The sequence below is a fragment of the Bradymonas sediminis genome (assembly GCF_003258315.1).
Lineage (GTDB): Bacteria > Myxococcota_A > Bradymonadia > Bradymonadales > Bradymonadaceae > Bradymonas > Bradymonas sediminis.
The window spans coordinates 1,888,262-1,907,182 of the sequence record NZ_CP030032.1 but is presented as its reverse complement, the minus strand read 5'-3'; the positions used below and the strand labels follow the sequence as shown (position 1 = coordinate 1,907,182).

Genomic DNA, 18,921 nt, shown 5'->3' with positions numbered 1-18,921 from the left:
CGGAAAACGTCGCCCAATGGACAACCCCGCGCTTGACGACAGCTCCATGTGTTCTAACTTCGGCCACGATACCCAACCTGGCGCGACATATATAGTATCGTTTTGCCAACGATCAGACCGCTAGAGACTTGGGCGTTGGTTGTTTTCGCGATCACAATTTATTTCCCTGGGATCTGCTGATGCTGACTGTTCACCACCTCAATAATTCGCGCTCTCACCGTGTCCTCTGGCTGCTCGAAGAGCTCGGCGTGGAGTACCAGATTAAGACCTACGAGCGCGACCCGCAGACGATGCTCGCCCCCAAATCCCTGCGCGATGTCCACCCGCTGGGTAAATCCCCGGTGATCACCCATGCCGGACATACCATCGCGGAGTCCGGGGCGATCCTCGAATACCTGGTCGACACCTTCGGCCAGGACGCCCCGACCCAACTGCGCCCGGCGCCCGACACCCCCGAATTCTTAAGGTACCGCTATTGGATGCACTACGCCGAGGGCTCCGCGATGCCCGCGCTGATGCTCAGGATGGTGTTTGACCAGCTCCCGGCCCAGGGCCCCTGGCTGGCGCGCCCGCTGCTGGCGGCCGTTGCGAGCGCCGCGAAGACGCAATTTATCAACCCGCAGCTCCGGCGACACCTCGCCTTCTGGGAAGAAGAGCTCGCCGAGCGCGCCTATTTTGCCGGCGACGCCTTCAGCGCAGCCGACATCCAGATGAGCTTTGTGCTGCACGGGGCGGTGGCCGGCGAGGCGTCCGCGGCCAAGACCAGCCGTGCCCGCGCGCTGTTGCGACGACTCCAGGCGCGCCCGGCTTATGAGCGCGCCGAGGCGCGCGGAGGCGCGCTCGACCTGTCGGCGTTCACCTGAGCGGCGCCCCCTAATGCTCGGCGGCTTTCTCAATCTCAAGGCGCACGCTCACGACCGGGGGCGCGTCGCCCGGGAACCGGATATCCTTGCCGGGTAAGAGCTGCACCTTCAGGCTCTTCGACGTGTCCAACCCCTCCAAAGAGATCGGCTCGGTTTGAAGCTCTCGAATCGTCGACGCCATCGCCTTGGGCACGCGCACCTGGACGCGCCCCGGCTCGGTGACCACCTTCTTGACCTCGTATCCCGGCAGGGGTTTTCCGTTTATCTGGGCGCGCACCGCGACCTTGGTCTTCACCATTTCGCTGGCGGTCAGGTTAAGCACCGGCGGGTTGATCTCGGCGACGCTGATGCCCGCGGGGGCGTCGAGCTGCGCGTCCTCCAGGGCGATGCGCTGGGAGCCCTTGCTCAGCGCGCTCAGGTCCACCGACAGCTTTAGGCGAGCGGGGTCGACGTTGTCGAAGGCGCGCTCGGAGCCGGTGAATTCGACGCGGGCGTTGATGGGCTTGGGCTCCTCGACGTACCACTGCTCGGCCAGACCGCGGTATTCGATCGGGACCTCATAGGTGCGCCGCACGTTCTCGACGCGGTGGGCAAAGAATAGCCAGAGGGTCGAGGCGACCAATAACGCGAGTATCTTCAGGCGAAAGTTTCGGGTGAGCCAATGGGGAAGCCAGCGGACCTCCTCGGGGTGTTCGCGCGAAGACGCATGAAACGCCTCAATTCGTGGACCTAGGTCAGCCGCCGAATCAAGCACGACGAGCTCGTGCTCCTGAGCAACGCTGACCGTGCCGCGCTCTTCGGACACAACGATGACCAGGGCGTCACTGCGCTCGGCGAGCCCAAGGCCCGCGGCGTGGCGCGTGCCGCCCTGGTTGAGCTTGGCGTGGCGCGTCGACAGGGGCAGATGGACCGCGATGCGGTCGATGCGCCCATCCTCGATGATAACGGCGCCGTCATGACCGGGGGTTTTGGGATGAAAGATGCTCTCTAAAAGCGGCACGCTCAGGGTCGCGCGCGCCTCGATTCCCCCATGTAGATGCACGCCCAGCGCCTCGCGCCCGGGCAATACGATCAGCGCGCCGACCCGGCCCCTGGCCATCCGCTCGACCGCCTCCACGAGGACCTCGAGCTGATGCTGGTCGAATTTGGGGTCGCTCGCCTTCCAGGGGTTCATCACCCGAATTTTCTCGAAGAGCCGGCGGATATCGTCCTGAAAAACCACGACCACCGCCAGCGCAATCACCACCGCGCCGACGCGAAAGACCATCAACATCAAGTAGAGCCCAAGATAGTGCGCCAACCCGTAGATCACCCCAATCAGCGCGATGCCAAACCCCACCACCCGCGAGATTCGGTCCCGAATCCAGACGAAAATTGCGTAAAGGAACACCGTCGTCAAAAGCACGTCGAGGATATCCGCGGCGCGCATATTGAACGCCAACACCTCAAAGAAGCGAGCGATGGACTCGAGCATATCTGGCTCTCCCTTTGGGGCCGCGCGGCGCCAGTCGCGCAAATTCCCGATAGAATACAAGCACTTGCTGAATGCCGCCGGTGTTTAACTTCACTATTATGACTGCGCCCAACCTGCTTTAAGGCAAATCCAATACCTTAGCGTTGCGGCCGCTCCGGCGTAGAAGTCAGGTTTAAGTGGCTCGCCGAATCATCGATAGGAGGAGTAGCAATGAAGACTCGACTCGCGATGCCCTCGCTCATCCTCGCCCTGGTCCTTATTCCCGGCTTCGGCTTTGGCTGTTCGACCGGGTCCGATGCCCAGATCAGCGCCCGAGATTACGCCCGCCCGCAAAAAACGATCAGCGCCGCGCGGGCGCTTGGCGCAGAGAGCATGCCGACGGCCAAGCTCTACCTAAGCTACGCGCGCGACGGCGTGGCCCAAGCAAATAAGGCCATTCAGGCCGGCAATAACCCTGCCGCGAAGCTCGCGCTGGCCCGCGCCCAGGCCGACGCCAACTTGGCGCTGACCATGAGTAAACAGCAGAAAATGGCGATGCAGGTGCGCGACATTAACCAGGAAATCCGGCAACTCGATGAGCAACTCAAAAACTAACCCCCACCCCGCCTGGCCCGCGCCCCAGGGCGCGCGCCCCTTCGGCGCGCCCCCCGCGGGGCATCGCGGCGGTGATGATGACGTTGTTCCGTCTTAATTTTTTCGCGAGGAGGAAGTTTTGAATCGATCCAATTCGGTCATATTCGTGGGGTGTTGCGCGGCGCTTGCGCTAACATTGAGCGCATGCGCGAGCACGCCCCCTAAACATCTCCAAGAGGCGCGCAGCACCTATAATCAGGCCGCCAACCACAGCCACGCAGCCCAATACGCGCCCACCGAGCTTCAGCAGGCCAAGCAAAGCCTGGCCCGCGCCGAGAAGGCCTATCAGGACAGCGCCGACAGCAACACCACGCATACCATGGCGTACCTGGCGCTTCGCCGGGCTCAGCAGGCGATGGCCAGCGCGGAGCTCAACTATATGGCGACCACGCGCAAGGCCCGCGAGAACGAATTGCTCGCGCGCACCGACGCCGCGCGCATGCACTATCAGCGCCGCCTCGCCGTCCAAAAACAGAGCGCCGCGGCCACCCGTCAGCTCAACGAGCAACAACTTCAGGAGCAGCGCCGCCAGCTCCAGGACGCCCTGGACAAGCTTGATGAGCAGCAGATGACCCAGGCGGATATGCAGTCGCTGCAGACCCAATACCAGGACGCGATGGCCCAACTCGACGCCGAGATTGAGCGGCGAGAAGCCGCCGAAGCCCAGCTCGAAGAGGTCACGCAAAAGCTGGCGAACGTGGCCGAAGTTCGCCAGGACGCCGGCGGCGCGACGATCATCAGCCTGGACAGCGCGACGCTCTTTGAGAACGGCAAATACGACCTCTTGCCCATCGCGCGCCAGAACCTGCAACGCGTGGCCGAGGCGCTAAAAATGCAACCCGAGGTCACCCTGACGGTCGCCGGGTTCACCAGCTCGACCGGCTCCGAAGAGTTCAACCAGACCCTGTCGCAAAACCGGGCCGAGTCGGTCAAAGACTACCTGGTCTCGCGCGGCATACCGGGCGAGCGCATTGACACCGTGGGCTACGGCCAGGACCGCCCCATCGCCTCCAATGAAACCCCGGAGGGCCGCGCGATGAACCGTCGTGTCGAGATTATCCTCGACAACGCAGAGGCCATCGGCGGTGGTCCCGAGGACGCCCAGGAGCAGGAGCTGCCGGAAGACGATTATCTCGACAATACCGGCGACCGGCTAAACAGCCCGCTGCCGCCGGTCGATCAGATCATCCCGAGCGATGAGCCCGGCCCCGGCGATGCCGCGAACCCGGCGGCCCCGGGTGAGGATTACCTCGCCCCGGAGCAGAGCGCCGACGATGAGGAGATGCAACCCGAGGGCGAAGAAGGAGACTATATCGAGGGGCAGGATGACTGGCCGGGGATCATCCAGGATGGCCCGATGCCCTGACACAATGGCCTAACCTGAGCGGCCGCGTCACTCGCGATGTGCTCGCCGGCGCGAATGCTCAAAACGAAGATACCCGCGCCCCCGACGATCGAGGGCGCGGGTATCTTTCTTGTGGTTGACTCGCCGCCGTCACACCCGCCAATGCACGAAACTCGGCGCGCCCATCGCAAGCCCAATCGATGTGTCTAGTTTCTACGTATAGCTCATTTACGTCGACGCCAGGAAACGCAAGCCGGTCGACCTGACAATGTGATTATTGGGGGGTGCGCCTTATGTCATCGGTGGAGATTTATCAGAAGATTTTGCCTGATTGGACGGCTCTACGTGCGCTGGAGGAGAGCGAAGTCGAGGCCATCGCGGAGCTCATCGTCGCGCTGGCGCTGGTGGGGGGTGTGGACGCGGAGCCTAGCGCCTACGCGGAGCTAAAAGTGGCGTGGATGGAGCTATTTTGCGAGGCGGATTGGGTCGCGCACGCCTCCTTTGCGGCCCACCTCGACGGCTGCGAATTCCGCATCCGTCGCCTCTTTGCCCACCCGCGCGCCTTCGGCATCCTGCTGGTGTCGGCCTGCAGCCGGCTCAGAGCGCCGACCACTCAATTTCACGCGCTCTGCCTGGCCATCGTGACCACATTCTGCAGCGGCGCAAATCAGGAGCAGACCGACCTGGTCTATCGCATCGGCCATAAGCTCAACGTGTCGACTGGGCGCATTGACGAGCTCTTCACCCGCATGCGCGCCTCGCTGAACACGGCGCCGCCGAAGCGAAGCGCCGAGCAACCCGGTCCCCTAGCGCCGCATCGTGAGATGCGCAGCACCGCGAAGCTCTCGACCGACTCCATCGACTCGCCACGCCCCTGAAGGCGTGTGGGGAGCCGCCAGAGCGCAACACCACAAAAAAGCCGCAGGGCGCGATATTCGTCGAGAATACGCGCCCTGCGGCTTTCTTCTAACTCGCGTTGCTCACCGCGATCAGGGCGAGAACTCCGAGCAATTCTCGACGATCACCTCGTCGCGATTCTTGGTGTCATACCAGACGCAATACTCCAAAAAGCTGCCCGGCTGTGGCTCGCTGCGCCAGTGAATATTCTTCACATTCCAGAAGCCCTCTCCCCAGAGGTCGTCGAGCGCCTCGTGGCGATCCGCGTCGATGAAATTCAGGTGCCCATCGACAAACGCGCTCTTCATATCCTCCTCGGTGATGGGGCCGACGTCGTCGCCCAGGTACAAGATCTGGCAGAGCTCATCGCGGTCTGCGTGTCGATAATCGATCCAGCAATCCGCCACGGCCAATGACAGCGCGTAGATGTCGTTGCGCACTGCGGGATGACCGGGGACCGGATCCGCGTCCGCGATCAACAGCGCGTCGGCGCAAAACCCCTGAAAGGAGCAGGTCTGGGTGCCCGGGCATCCGCCGTCGCCGGCCGCATCCGGGTTACACTCGACGCAGCGCTCGGCTTCCGAAGAGCAATAGCCGAAGTCCCCCGAGCAGGTATTAAGGTCACAAAACTCACCGCTGCACACGCCGCCATTGCAGACATATCCGGCCAGGCAGTCATCCGTGATCGTGCAGCTCTCGCCGACCGGAAGACGGCACTCCCAGACCTGGGAGTCGCAGCGCGCCGGGCTCTCGCACTCCGCGTTCGTGCTGCAGCTCGCGCCGATCTGGACCACACAGGCGTCGGAGGCCGAGGTCCCGGAGCACTCCGCGCCGGTCTGCTCACACTCGTCAACCTGGCCGTCACAATTGTCGTCGACGCCGTTGCAGACTTCCTGGGCGCCCGGGTTTCGCGACGCGTCCGAGTCGTCACAGTCATCGCCCTGCAACGGGCAATCCGAGTTCTGCCCGGCCGGGCCGTATCCATCGCCGTCGAGGTCGGTGCAATTGACCGGGCACGCTTCGTCGGCTCCGTCGCAATTTTCATCGATCTCGTTGCCACAAATCTCGCGCGCGCCGGGGTTGATCGCGGCGTTGGTGTCGTCGCAATCGAGCCCTAAACACCCGGGGCCATCGCCGTAGCCGTCGCCATCGGCGTCAACACACTCCCGCTCGCACGGGGCGTCGCCGTTTCGGCAGTCATTGTCGATTCCATCGCCACAGATCTCGGTGGCCTTCGTGTTAATATTGGCGTCGAGGTCGTTGCAATCGGTGCCGCGGGGGCATCGCGCGGTGATCCCCAGAAAGCCATCGCCATCCTGGTCCTCGCAATACTCGCCCTGCTCTTCATCCTGGCCTTTGTCGACCTCCTCGGTCTCCCAATCACCCGAATCCCCCTCTGCACACCCTGCCATGACGCCCAGCGAAAAGACGCAACAAAGCAGCGCGCGAAAAATGGATACCCTGCGAACTTCTATCATATGCTTTCCTATCGAAAATTAGACTCAGCGCGTTCAATCAACTGCGCCGGCACTTTAACACAGAAGATGCTGACCTCCATGCTGCGCCGCCGTTTTCGCGCGCGCAAATGCGTTTATTATTGGTACCGACCGATATGGCTTGGCTCATCCATCCGGCTCGCGTTCTACGATACGACAACTAACGCGACCCATTAAAGTCAAATTATGAAAATAACTCTGCGCATTGGCGACGTATCACTCTCGGAAATCATCGCACACGGCAGCATCGGTGAGGTCTGGCGCGGCACCCATAGCGTATACCACTACCCGATTGCACTCAAAAAACTCTCCAACGCCACCAAAGACGTCGCCTGGAGGCGGCGCGAGTTCGAATACGAACTCGCGCTGCTCAAAACGCTGTCTCACCCGGGCATCGTGACCGTCTACGACACCGAAACGCTCGACGGAACCCCGGTCCTCGCGATGGAGATGGCCGAGAACTCCTGCGCCGACACGCCGCGCCTGGCAAGCTGGGGCGCGGTGCGTGCGCTGCTCCTGCAGGTCCTGGGCGCGCTGGATTATCTGCACGCAAAGCAGATCATTCATTGCGATATAAAGCCCGCAAATATCCTGCGATTTTCTAGCCCCGCGAGCGCGCCTGCGTACAAGTTGATCGACTTTGGGATCGCCCAATTGACCGCCGCCACGCCGCGCACCGCGGGCGCCTGCCCCCGCGAATATCGCGGCTCCCCCGAATACTCCGCCCCGGAGCAGATCCGCGGCGAAACCGAGAATATCGGCCCGTGGACCGATCTATACGCCCTGGGCTGCACCATCTACGCGGTCGCCACCGGGCGCCCGCCCTTCGGCAGCGATGGATTTATCCCGCTCACCCAGGCCCACCTCAACACCCCTGCGGGGCCGTTTTGCCCGGACTTCGAAGTGCCCGCCACGCTCCAATCCTGGCTCCATCAATTGATGCGCAAGGACCCAGCCGACCGCTTCGCCAGCGCCCAGGCGGCGACCGAGGCGCTGCTCAATCTCCCCGCCCCGCCCCCGCGAAGCCGGAGCTTGTCGCCCGAAATCGGGCCGCGCCTTAAATAGATGCCGCAAACCGATGCCCCCCCGCGCCCCAGCGGCCAGGCAGAATTTGTGCGCCCCGAAAGAGCGATATCCCCCCGGACTACCGGGCCGAAGTTGCGCTTTGCCCCGCCGAATTGACCCCGCCGCCCAAGATTCCCGGCGCCCCCCTCCGCTCGACGCGTTATTTAAAGCAAGTCATCGCTTGAACACCTCGCCCGCATGAATTACATCTGCCGGGACTACATCTGGCTGAAACCCTTTTATTAAAGCGACTCTACTATGACTGACTACCGCCCCAATCAAATCGAATCGAAATGGCAAGCATACTGGGAGAATAACGAAACCTTCCGGGTCGAGGCGCAGCCCGGCAAGCCCAAATACTATGTCCTGGACATGTTCCCCTATCCCTCGGGCTCGGGTCTGCACGTCGGCCACGTCGAGGGCTATACGGCCACCGATATCGTCGCGCGTTTTAAGCGCGCCCGCGGCTTCAATGTGCTTCATCCGATGGGCTGGGATGCGTTTGGCCTGCCGGCCGAGCAATACGCGATCCAGACCGGGACGCACCCGAGCGTGAAGACGGCCGAGAATATCGCGACCTTTAAGCGCCAACTCAAGGCCCTCGGGTTTAGCTACGATTGGAGCCGCGAGATCAACACCACCGATCCCGGCTATTATAAGTGGACCCAGTGGATCTTCTTGCAGCTCTATAAGAAGGGTCTGGCCTACGTGGCCGAGGTTCCGGTCAACTGGTGCCCCGCGCTCGGCACGGTGCTGGCCAACGAAGAAGTGATCGACGGCAAGAGCGAGCGCGGCGGGCACCCGGTGGTGCGCAAGCCGATGCGCCAGTGGATGCTGGCGATCACCAAATACGCGGATCGTCTGCTCGATGACCTCGATGATCTCAACTGGCCCGACCACCTCAGCGACATGCAGCGCCACTGGATTGGGAAGTCGCGCGGCGCCGAGGTTGATTTCAAGGTGGACCCCGACAGCACCGGCGGCCTTGACGCCAATGTGCGTGTCTTCACCACGCGCCCGGACACCCTCTTCGGCGCGACCTATATGGTGCTGTCGCCGGAGCACCCGCTGGTCGACACGATCACCGCCGACGCGCGCAAAGCCGAAGTTCAGGCGTATTGCACGGCCGCCGCGACCAAGAGCGAGCTGGAGCGAAGTGAGCTTCAAAAAGATAAGACCGGTGTCTTCACCGGCGCCTACGCCATCAACCCGGTCAACGACGAGAAGATCCCGATCTGGGTGGCTGACTACGTGCTGATCAGCTACGGCACCGGCGCCATCATGGCGGTCCCGGCCCACGACCAGCGCGATTTTGAGTTCGCGACCAAATACGACATCGCGATTCGCCAGGTCATCTCCGGCGGCGACATCGCCGAAGAAGCCTATAGCGGCGACGGCGAGTTGGTGAACTCCGGGCAGCTCAACGGGTTGTCGGTGGCCGAGGCCAAAGAGAAGATCACCGCGTGGCTGGAAGCCGAAGGCAAAGGCGCGGCGACCATCAACTATAAATTGCGCGACTGGCTCTTCAGCCGCCAGCGCTACTGGGGCGAGCCCTTCCCCATCATCCACCGCGAAGACGGCGAGACCGTGGCGCTGCCCGAAGAGCAGCTTCCGCTGCGACTTCCGGAGGTCGAGGCCTACCACCCCAGCGGCACCGGGGAGTCCCCGCTGGCCACGATTGAGGATTGGGTCAACACGGTCGACGCGGACACCGGCATCGCCGCGCGCCGCGAGACCAACACCATGCCGCAGTGGGCCGGCTCCTGCTGGTATTATCTGCGCTATTTGGACCCGAAGAACGACGAGGAGCCCTGGGCGCAGGACAAAGAAAAGTATTGGATGCCGGTCGACCTCTACGTCGGCGGCGCCGAGCACGCGGTGCTGCATCTGCTCTACGCGCGCTTCTGGCACAAGGTGCTCTATGATATCGGCGTGGTCTCGACCAAAGAGCCGTTTGAGCGCGTCGTGAACCAGGGGATGATCCTTGGGCGCACGTATCGTTACTGGGAAAAAGCGGACGGAACCGTCCTCGATAAAGCCGGCGCGGACGCGTTGAGCGATGACGAACAGGACTCCCTCAAAGAAGTCGTGATCGCCCCGGCAGATGTGCGCTGGGCCGATGACGCGCCGATGCACCCGGAGCACGATATCGTGCTCGACCAGCTCTCCGAGAAGATGTCGAAATCCCGCGGAAACGTGGTCAACCCGGACGACGTCATCCAGGAATACGGGGCCGATTCCTTGCGCCTCTATGAGATGTTCCTGGGACCGCTGGAGCAGACCAAGCCCTGGGACCCGCGCGGCGTCAACGGCGTGCACCGCTTCCTGTCGCGCATCTGGCGATTGGTCGTCGAAAAAGACATGAGCGAGGCCGAAGACGCCGCCCAGGCCGAGCCGAAGCTCTCGTCTCATATCCTCGACTTCGAGCCGACCGGCGACGAGCTTAAGGAGTTGCACAAGACCATCATGCAGGTGAGCGAGCACACCGAGGCGCTGCGCTTCAACACCGCGATCGCCCAGATGATGGCGTTCGTGAATTTCCTCTATAAGCTCGACGACGTCTCCCGCCAGAGCGTTGAGTCGCTGGTCATCATGCTATCGCCCTTCGCCCCGCATATCGCCGAGGAGATCTGGTCGATCCTGGGCCACGACGCCTCGATCAGCCTCGCCGAGTGGCCCGACTACGATGAGTCCCTGACGCGCGAAGACTCGGTCGAGATGGCCGTTCAGATCATGGGCAAGGTCCGCGGCACCATCGAGGTGCCGGTGGACGCAGACCAGGACACCGTGGTCGCCGCGGCGCACGCCGATGAGAATATCGCGCGTTACCTCGACGGCCAGCAGATCCGCAAAATCATTTATGTGCCGGGACGAATCCTGAACTTCGTCATCAGCAAATAATGATCGCAGGGTAAATCGCCCCCGCAGGCCATCAAAAGCCTGCGGGGGCGAAGCTTGAACTCAAACGCCTGTTGCGGGTTTGAGCGTTCTGGTTGAATATAGTGGACGATTAGTTGGTGAATTTCCGTATAGCCGTCAGGTAGTGATGCAGAAAAAAGAAACCTCTATTGAAGTCAAGGTTGGAGCCCTGGTGCTCTTCTCCCTCACCCTCTTGGTCGGTTTTGTACTGATTTTGGGAGACTTCTCGTTCTCCGACGGTTTTACGCTCCACGTCGACTTCGATAATGCCGGCGGCCTCAAACCCGGCGCCGAAGTCGCGATCGCTGGCATCAGCGTCGGCAACGTGCAGGAGCTCAAATTCCAGCCCACCGAGAAGAAGGAAGATCCCAGCAAGCCGGCGGTCGGCGTGCGCGCGACGCTGCGCATCGACAAGGAATATGCCGACTCCCTGCGGGTGGACAATAACTTCTTCATCAGCACCCGCGGCGTGCTCGGCGAGCCGTATATCGAGATCGAAACGGTCTCGTTGGACACGGCTCTGCTTGAGGAAGGCGCGGTCGTCCAGGGCACCCAGCCGCCCCGCCTCGACGTCATCGTGCGCAAGGCCTCCGGGTTGCTCGACACGGTCCAAGACCTGCTGACCGACCCGTCGATGCCCACCAAAGATCTGCTGGGGAACGCGGCGTCGCTGATGGGCCACCTCGATGAGCTCATCGTCGACAACCGCGAGAATATCGACGAGACCGTCAATAATACCCGCATGACCACCGAAGAGGCCGCCAAATTGCTGGCCGCGCTGAACTTCGCGGTCGACGACGGGAAAGGCGTGCAGCAAATGCTTCGGGACGCGCAGACCACCGCCTCGCGTGCGCGCAGCATCTCGACCAAGGTCGACGGCAAGATCGCCCCGCTGCTCGACGACGCGACGGTCACCGCCGAGAACGCCCGCGTGATCAGCGACTCGGCCAAGCGCTTGCTCGCCGATAATGAGCAGAAGATTCAGGACTCCGTCGACAATGTTCACGCGAGCACTGAGAATATCGAGGCCGCCTCGGGCAGCGCAAACTCCATCATCGCGCGCATCGAAGAAGGCGAAGGCACGGTCGGCCGGGTCCTGGCAGACCGCGAGATGTACGACGACGTCAAGGAGATCTTGCGGACGATCAAGCGCCAGCCCTGGAAGATCCTCTGGAAGGAATAGTCTACACTCCCGCCACGCCGGGAGTGTTGTCAGCGGGATAGATTCACGTACAATACAATTTATATACCAAACGCTATCGCGCGCTTAAGGATCTATGGCTACCCTCCGAGAAACCGGTGAGATTTCGAACACCGCCGAGATCGATGATGCCCTCGGGTTGCTCGTCGATTTCTATCGGGAGAATGGCTACGCACTGGAACCCGGCGATTCGAGTGAGGACAACGCTCACACGACGCGCCTGGTGCGCGGCAGGCGCTGGAATAGCTGGTGGAGCTCGAATATGACCGAGCTCCACACGCACCTGACGCTCCAGGAACACCCGGACCGCATCGCCCTGGAGTATTCGGTCGAGGTATCCGGGCAAATTCTGACCGATGTCGAGCGCTCATTCTGGTTGCGGGAGTCTCAGGCCGCCGAAAAATACCTTCGCGACCCGAGCGGACCGATACCGGATTTACGTATCACCGAGACGGACCGCGCCGATAAGACGAGCAATCGTTATATCTCCTTTGGTATCTGGGGCGCGGTCGTTGTGTTTTTTGCCATCATTATATTGGGTTTTGTTGGGATAATTTAACGCCCATTTTGTTCCCATTCATTTGAAGCGCTGGACGGTGGTGACCTGCATAAACAGGCCAACCTCGCGCGGCGCTCCATCAGGAATAGGGAGCCCAAATGCCCATCAGACTCTCCGTAGTTTCAGCCGACGGCGCCGACCCACGCTTTATCGAGTTCGACACGCCCAGCATCCGCATCGGGCGCGAGGCCGACTGCGACCTTCGCCTGCCCTTCCCCGCCGTTTCTGGCTACCATTGCACCATCTTTAGCGAAGACGGCCAGCGCTACCTTATTCGGGATGACGGGAGCACCAACGGCACCCGGGTCAACGGGAAATTATTGGCCACCCAAACCCCCGAGACGCTCACGGCCAACGCGTGCGTAAAGGTGGGCGGCGTGCGTATCGACATCAACACCAACCCGCTGGAAGACAACGCCCTTCCGGTCGCGCATACCGGAACCCTGGTGCGAATGATGCTCTCGGAGACCGTGAGCGACGCGAGCGCGGAGCGCGCGTGTATTACGGTGGTGCGCGGGCCCAAAAAAGGAGAGTCGATCTTTCTGCCCGATGAGTTCGACTCGATCACCATCTCCGATGAGCCGACCGCGCTCTTCTATATCCCAAAGCTCGCGGTTCCGCTGAGGATTCGGCCCGAGGATGACGGCTTCGCGATCACGACCCTCGACGACCTGGACGCGCCGGGTGCCTCACGCCACCGCGTCACGGTCAACGGCGAGCCGCTGGAGGGCAGCTATCACCTGGCCTCCGAGGACCGCATCGAAGTCGGCCGCTGCGTCTTGCGCTTCTTCGACCCGCTCGAAGCGATGCTCGTCGAGCTGGACGCCCAGAGTTCGACGGCACGCTCCCCGGAGGAACCTGCCGACCTCAAGGGCACCACCATGGCCAACCAGGCCGTTGAGGACAACGCGTCGCTCCTCGCCCCACCACCCGAACCTGAGCGCGACGCCCCAGAAGCCCGTGGACTGGCGCGCAGCTGGGGGCTCATTGAGATGCTCCTGATTGCGTTTAGCGCGATGATGATCGCCTCGGTGGGCTATCTATTCTACCTGATGCTTAGATAGAGCGGATGCGCAAAAAGACCCGCTCGGCGCGACCCGAACTGTCTATTCGCCGCAGCCCTTGATCGGGGAGACCTCGGAGGGTTTAAAGCCGTCGTGCGGGCGCATATAGGTCAAATCAAAGAGCGCTCCGCCGTCGAGCCGAGGCCTCGAGTGCTCGAGCGCCTCGCGCGCGGGCAGCGCCGGGGTGAAGAGGAGCCTGTTGTCCTGGAAAAAAGCGCGCGTTAGATATTTCTCCGGTGAGCTCTCCCCGCTGCCCAAGACCCGCTCACATAGCGTACCAGACCCCGCGGGGACGCAGCGCGGGTTCGACAGCGCGATCGCGATCTCATCGCGCAGCACTCGCCCCTCGACGCTAAAATAAAGCTCGGCGCTTTCTGCGTCGACACTCAGCTCGAAGGTGAACTCACCACAGACCTGTTTTCCATCGCCGTAGTGCATCACCTGCATCTTGGACTTTTGCTTTTTTCCGCCGCCCAGGGCATCTCCGGGCACCAGCGTCCCATCATACTCACCGTCAAAGACAAAGCCCTGGGGAAGTTGCGCGCCGGGGAGCTCCGCGTTCGACAGACATCCCACGCCCCCAACCCACCGGCACCCCGGCGCCTCGGCGCAGCGAGCAGCGTCGCTTTGAACACACGCCAGCGCATCCCCCGGATCACTGCCGGCCCAAGACGGCTCGTCCGTCCGCTCCGAGTCGACGCAACCCGGCGCCACGAGCGACAGAATCGCCAGGAGGGTCAACGCTTTCGGCACGATGTTAAAGCAGCGAGTCTTCATAGAATTTCCGACCATGACTTGCGGTGTTTAGATGCCATTATTTTATCAAAATCCGAGACGACGAAGCAAGCATATAGCCGTCATCCACGGTCACAAGATAGTCCTCAAGCCCAAGGCCGCGCAGCGTGCGGATCGCCCAATAAACCCGCCCGGCTGCGACCTCCGGCTCCACCGCCTCGCCTGGCCATCCCACGTCGAAGGCATCAAAGACCCCGAACCCCTCGGTGTCGTCGCGCTGGTGGCGCCGCGCGAGTTCGGCCAGGATAAGGCGCAGCGAGCGACGCCGGCGCAAGTCCGCCGGCTCAAAGCCAGGGACCTCAAAGCCGCTGCCATCGGCGTGGATCGTCGCCACCGCTTCGGCCAGCGCCGGCGCGACGGTTGCGTGCGCGCTCGAAATCTCCTGCAGCCCCGACTCGGCCCCCAAGACCTCGGGCAGCCGCCGCATCAACCGCTGAATAAGCCGCGCGTGAAGGGAGCGAAGGCGCAGCGAGTTGTCCTGCGCCCACGCCGCGCACAGGTCCTCGCCAAAACCCGCGCCATCCTGGGCGACCAGCGCCCTCACCAGAAGCGTCAGGCCGTTGACCAGGCTGCGCTCAAGCGAGTCGGGGAACGCGCGCACCCGAAGATGCGCGCGCTCAAGCAGCCCGGTATAAGCCTGCGGCTTGGCTTGCATCGCGCGCAATACCGCCAACGATGCGCCCGCTACTGCCTGCCAGCCCACGTCCGCTTCATGCCGGCCAAAGAGCTCCTGCGCCCGCTCAAAATAACCCTCTGCGCTGGCCTGGGAGCCAACTTCGAGCGAAAGCCAACCTCGGTAGAGCAGCACGGAGGCGACGTCGGATGCCTGGTCCAGCAGCTCAAATAGCTCGCAGGCCTGCGCATAATGCGCCCGCGCCTGGGCCACCCGGGATTGCTCGTGCTCAAGCACCCCGAGCGCCGAAGTCGTCACCGCCAGATAGGGTGTAGCGCGGGAGCCCCGGTGAATTCGAAGACTTCGGCGATACGCCTCCTGGGCGGCGTCAAAGTCCTCTCGCCGGTGGTAGGCGCCCCCAAGATTACCCAACAAAATCCCTTCAAGATGCTCGTCGCCTAACTCCCGGTGGATCTCCAAGGCGTCACGATATAACGCGATCGCCTTGTCAAAATTTGAGTCGGCGAAATAGCTGTCGGCCAACCCCTGGGCGCAGGCCGCGAGTTGGCGGCGGTCGCCGAGTCTGCGCGCCAGCTCAAGCGCATGCTCATTAAGCTGCTGCTGCTCCACGAACTCCCCGAGGTAATAATGAACGTAGGCCAACCGCCGATAGAGGTCCGCCTCGGCGCGAAGATCGTCGGTTTCGCTGATCGCGTGGAGCCGGTTGATCCGCTGGCGCGCGCGGGCGAAATCCCCGCGGTCCACATCGCAACTCGCCTGATGTGCCAGCACGCTGCGAAGCAGACCCCACTGCTCAGTTGACGCGGCTAAATCCTCGGCGCGACCGAACTCTGCGAGTGCGCGGTCAATATCTCCGCGCTGGCGCGCAAGCTCGCCGCTCTCAAATCGGGTCCACGCGATGAACTCGGCGTCCTCGCCGGCGTCGCCCAGGGCGAGCGCTTGCTCGTAGTCGACCTTGGCCTTGCTGAATTGCCCGCGTTGGCCCCGAAGGCGCCCGCGCCGGCGCAAGAACTCAGCCTGCCAAGACGCGTCCCCCGCAGCGATGGCGATATCGACGGCATCATCGAGCAATTCCTCGTGCAGCTCGACTGCCCCCGAACATCGGTGGTGCTCATCCAAAAGACGCGCAGCTTGCAGGCGTTCGGCGTGTCCCGGCCACCGGGATGCGCGCTCGAAGAGCACGCGCAAATTCTCAGCCTCGGCATTGAGCCAAGCCCCGCACGTCATCGCGGCGCAGGTTTTTGCCAGCCCGAGGTGGGCCTCGCCCTCCTTAAGAAAGAAGCTCGCGTGACGTCGATGCAGGGCATCGCGGGCCTCAGTGATCGGCTCGGATGCCGCCCCCTCAAACCCCTGGCCGGTGGTCCAAAAGGCGCGAAAATAAGCCCGGCTAAAGTGAAAATGCCGATAGCGGGCGGCCGGCGCGCCCGGCTCCGAGGCAACCCGAAGCAGGGACTTGTCGACCAGGCGATCCAATACCTGCGCGACGTCCAATTGCCCCGCCCCGGCCCGCGCTTCGATCACCCGCATGGCGGCCTTTAGCGTAAACCCGCCACAAAATACCGAGGATTGGGCGAGGACCTGTTTTTCGATAGCGCCAAGCGTGTCCCATGACCATTGCAGCGCAGCTCGGAGGGATTTATGGCGCCCTTTAACGTCCCTTCGGCGACTCCGTAAGAGGTCGAAAGAGTCGCCGAGGCGCTCGATGATCTCCGAAATCGGCAGCGTTCTTGCGTGTTCGGCGGCGAGCTCAATCGCCAGCGGCAAATAATCGAGCCGCGCCACGAGCTCTCGAATCTTGGCGGTTATATCGCCAAATTCGGACTCCCCCGGTCCGTCGACGCCCTGGTATGCCCGCGCAATCAACAGATCCGCAGCGTCGGCAGGAGTCAGCGGGTCGAGCTGAAATATGCGCTCGGCGGCCAGGTGCAGCGGTTCGCGCGAGGTCAGAACGAAGCCAACCTGGGGGGCGATCGCACGCCACTCAATGAGCAGCGCCGATAGCGGCTCGATGAGGTGTTCCACCGTATCCAAGATGATATATCGCGCGGTGGCCCCGACGAGCGGGTGCTCGAGCGCGGCACTCCGGCCACCTGATGATCCGGCGGCGAGCGTGCGCGCTACCAGGTCAAGCGCATCCGCCCCTGAGGCTGCATCGCTCAAGTCGATAAACACCGGAGCGCTATGATGCTCTCGAAGAAGGCCGCGGCTTAGAATCTCACACACAAACCGGGTCTTTCCCGCGCCGGGAGCGCCGCACACGGTGATCAGCGAGGCCCCCGACGCGGAGAGTTGGTGAAACGCCTCCAACTCCGCGACCCGCCCGATGAATTCGCCCGCCCATGCTCGGGGCGCCCGGGTATTATCTGCCTGAATTTCTTCTCCCATTGCGGTATCTGATCGCTAAAGTTTCAACACATTCTCGACCGGCGGTTCAACCGCCAGCGCCTCTCATCGGTACAGATTTTAGTGTGCCCTTCCTACCACCGAAAAGATCCCTACTCCAGCGACTCCTACATCCTCGGGCAGAAACTCAGAAGCTCTCAGATGCGCTCAGGTCGGTTCAGAAGGTCTACGTTGAGATTGCATTGGCACTGGCTACTATCAATCTCGCAGCGTGAAAGTTTCGACAATGCGATGAATTTTTTGATCTGGAGAAAGAAAATGAATGACAGCAAGACGAGAACGACGTCGATGGTTTGCCAGTTGCTCAAGGTCACCTTTTTGGCGCTAGCGCTGGCGCTGGTCGGCTGCGGCGGGGCGGCGGCCGACGGTGATTCGCGCCAGCATATGGGCGAGATCGCCCAGCAACCCGGCGACTACGAGCCCTGCGCCGGCAAGGTCTGCGGCGACACCTGTACCCTATGTGCCCCCGGAGATGATGACTGCTTCGAGACCATGGTCCTCAAAACCTGCGACTCCGACGGCGCATGCACCCCCAGCGCGGCGGCCTGCACCGAGCCCCCCGGCGACTACGAGCCCTGCGCCGGCAAGGTCTGCGGCGACAGCTGCACGATCTGTGACCCGAGCGACCCCGACTGCGTCGAGACCATGGTCCTCAAAACCTGCGACCCCGACGGCGCGTGTACCCCCAGCGCGGCGGCCTGCACCGAGCCCCCCGGCGACTACGAGCCCTGCGCCGGCAAGGTCTGCGGCGACAGTTGCACGATCTGCGACCCGAGCGACCCCGACTGCTTCGAGACCATGGTCCTCAAAACCTGCGACCCCGACGGCGCGTGTACCCCCAGCGCGGCGGCCTGCATGACCGAATAACCCTCAGCCGACAATTGACGCCCTGGCAAAATAAAACGCGCAACCCCAGCCCTGATGGCTGGGGTGGCGCGTTTTATTCGAAATCAATCCGCCCGGCCGAAGCCGCCGCGTGATACTTCCGAAGCGACTCAGATCTCCAAGATATCGGTCTCTTTCTCGGCCACGATCTCGTCAATCATCTTCGTATATTTTTCGGTCAAGGCGTCGACCTTGGAGAACGCCCGGTGCAGCTGGTCCTCGGAAATCTCCGAGTTCTTCTCCAGGGCCTTCAACTGGTCATTGGCGTCACGGCGCTCATTGCGCAGCGAGATCTTGTGGTCCTCGGCCTCGCGACGGGCCATGCGCACCAAATCCTGGCGACGCTCACCGGTGAGCGCCGGAATCGGGATCCGAATAATATTGCCATCGTTCGACGGGTTAAGGCCCAGGTCCGATGAGGCGATCGCGCGCTCAATATCCGGAATCACTGATTTCTCCCAGGGATTCAGCGTGATGAGGCGCGGGTCGGCGACCTTCAGGGTGCAGACCTGCGCCAGCGGCGTCGGCTGCCCATAATAATCGACCCGGATGCTGTCGAGCATGCTCGTATTTGCACGACCGGTGCGAATCTTTGCCAACGAATTTCTTAGACCACGGATTGTCGCCTCGTAGCCCGATTTCAATTCATCTAATACGAGATTATCCATAATTTTTCCTCCGAAGATCC

General features: G+C 62.3%; 15 protein-coding genes. 10 read left to right on the top strand and 5 right to left on the bottom strand.

Annotated elements, in window-relative coordinates; all coding sequences use genetic code 11:
• The first annotated feature begins 179 nt into the window (after positions 1-179).
• Entirely contained in the window at positions 180-863 is a 684-nt protein-coding gene (locus tag DN745_RS07140) for a glutathione S-transferase family protein (protein ID WP_111333370.1), read from the top strand.
• 10 nt (positions 864-873) lie between these two features.
• On the opposite strand, the gene DN745_RS07135 is transcribed toward DN745_RS07140, so the two are convergent.
• Complete coding sequence (locus tag DN745_RS07135; RefSeq protein ID WP_111333368.1) at positions 874-2,337, bottom strand: diadenylate cyclase; 1,464 nt, start codon at positions 2,335-2,337, stop codon at positions 874-876.
• A 210-nt stretch (positions 2,338-2,547) separates the two neighbouring features.
• Here DN745_RS07135 and DN745_RS07130 point away from each other — a divergent pair, with 210 nt between their 5' ends.
• From DN745_RS07130 to DN745_RS07120, 3 genes are all read left to right on the top strand, one after another.
• Positions 2,548-2,931 carry a DUF4398 domain-containing protein gene (locus DN745_RS07130; protein WP_111333367.1) on the top strand — a complete coding sequence of 128 codons (384 nt, stop codon included), beginning with the start codon at positions 2,548-2,550 and terminating at the stop codon, positions 2,929-2,931.
• 118 nt (positions 2,932-3,049) lie between these two features.
• The gene (locus DN745_RS07125) at positions 3,050-4,336 is read left to right on the top strand and encodes an OmpA family protein (RefSeq protein WP_111333365.1); all 1,287 of its coding nucleotides are present in this window, start codon (positions 3,050-3,052) and stop codon (positions 4,334-4,336) included.
• A gap of 272 nt (positions 4,337-4,608) precedes the next feature.
• The gene (locus DN745_RS07120) at positions 4,609-5,193 is read left to right on the top strand and encodes a hypothetical protein (RefSeq protein WP_111333363.1); all 585 of its coding nucleotides are present in this window, start codon (positions 4,609-4,611) and stop codon (positions 5,191-5,193) included.
• A 111-nt stretch (positions 5,194-5,304) separates the two neighbouring features.
• Here the strand turns inward: DN745_RS07120 and DN745_RS07115 are convergent, their stop codons facing one another.
• Positions 5,305-6,624 carry a putative metal-binding motif-containing protein gene (locus tag DN745_RS07115; RefSeq protein WP_162687522.1) on the bottom strand — a complete coding sequence of 440 codons (1,320 nt, stop codon included), beginning with the start codon at positions 6,622-6,624 and terminating at the stop codon, positions 5,305-5,307.
• Positions 6,625-6,894: 270 nt separating this feature from the next.
• On the opposite strand from DN745_RS07115, the gene DN745_RS07110 reads away from it, so the two are divergent.
• From DN745_RS07110 to DN745_RS07090, 5 genes are all read left to right on the top strand, one after another.
• Positions 6,895-7,773 (top strand): serine/threonine-protein kinase, encoded by an 879-nt coding sequence (locus tag DN745_RS07110; RefSeq protein ID WP_111333359.1) that lies wholly within the window; start codon positions 6,895-6,897, stop codon positions 7,771-7,773.
• A gap of 258 nt (positions 7,774-8,031) precedes the next feature.
• Positions 8,032-10,674, top strand: a complete 2,643-nt coding sequence (leuS, locus tag DN745_RS07105; protein WP_111333357.1) for a leucine--tRNA ligase — start codon at positions 8,032-8,034, stop codon at positions 10,672-10,674.
• A gap of 145 nt (positions 10,675-10,819) precedes the next feature.
• The gene (locus tag DN745_RS07100; RefSeq protein ID WP_111333356.1) at positions 10,820-11,875 is read left to right on the top strand and encodes an MlaD family protein; all 1,056 of its coding nucleotides are present in this window, start codon (positions 10,820-10,822) and stop codon (positions 11,873-11,875) included.
• Between the two features lie 94 nt (positions 11,876-11,969).
• On the top strand, positions 11,970-12,452 hold the full coding sequence (locus tag DN745_RS07095; RefSeq protein ID WP_111333354.1) for a hypothetical protein: 483 nt from the start codon (positions 11,970-11,972) through the stop codon (positions 12,450-12,452).
• Between the two features lie 98 nt (positions 12,453-12,550).
• Positions 12,551-13,516, top strand: coding sequence for an FHA domain-containing protein (locus DN745_RS07090; RefSeq protein WP_111333352.1), 966 nt, complete (start codon positions 12,551-12,553; stop codon positions 13,514-13,516).
• Between the two features lie 42 nt (positions 13,517-13,558).
• Here the strand turns inward: DN745_RS07090 and DN745_RS07085 are convergent, their stop codons facing one another.
• Both DN745_RS07085 and DN745_RS07080 read right to left on the bottom strand, forming a co-directional pair.
• Complete coding sequence (locus DN745_RS07085; protein ID WP_111333350.1) at positions 13,559-14,293, bottom strand: hypothetical protein; 735 nt, start codon at positions 14,291-14,293, stop codon at positions 13,559-13,561.
• 37 nt (positions 14,294-14,330) lie between these two features.
• Positions 14,331-17,330, bottom strand: coding sequence for an ATP-binding protein (locus DN745_RS07080; protein ID WP_111333349.1), 3,000 nt, complete (start codon positions 17,328-17,330; stop codon positions 14,331-14,333).
• A gap of 276 nt (positions 17,331-17,606) precedes the next feature.
• Between DN745_RS07080 and DN745_RS07075 the strand changes: the two genes are divergently transcribed.
• Positions 17,607-18,215 carry a hypothetical protein gene (locus DN745_RS07075; RefSeq protein ID WP_133622077.1) on the top strand — a complete coding sequence of 203 codons (609 nt, stop codon included), beginning with the start codon at positions 17,607-17,609 and terminating at the stop codon, positions 18,213-18,215.
• Between the two features lie 128 nt (positions 18,216-18,343).
• Here DN745_RS07075 and frr read toward each other — a convergent pair whose 3' ends face one another.
• Entirely contained in the window at positions 18,344-18,901 is a 558-nt protein-coding gene (gene frr, locus DN745_RS07070) for a ribosome recycling factor (RefSeq protein ID WP_111333346.1), read from the bottom strand.
• Positions 18,902-18,921: the final 20 nt, after the last annotated feature.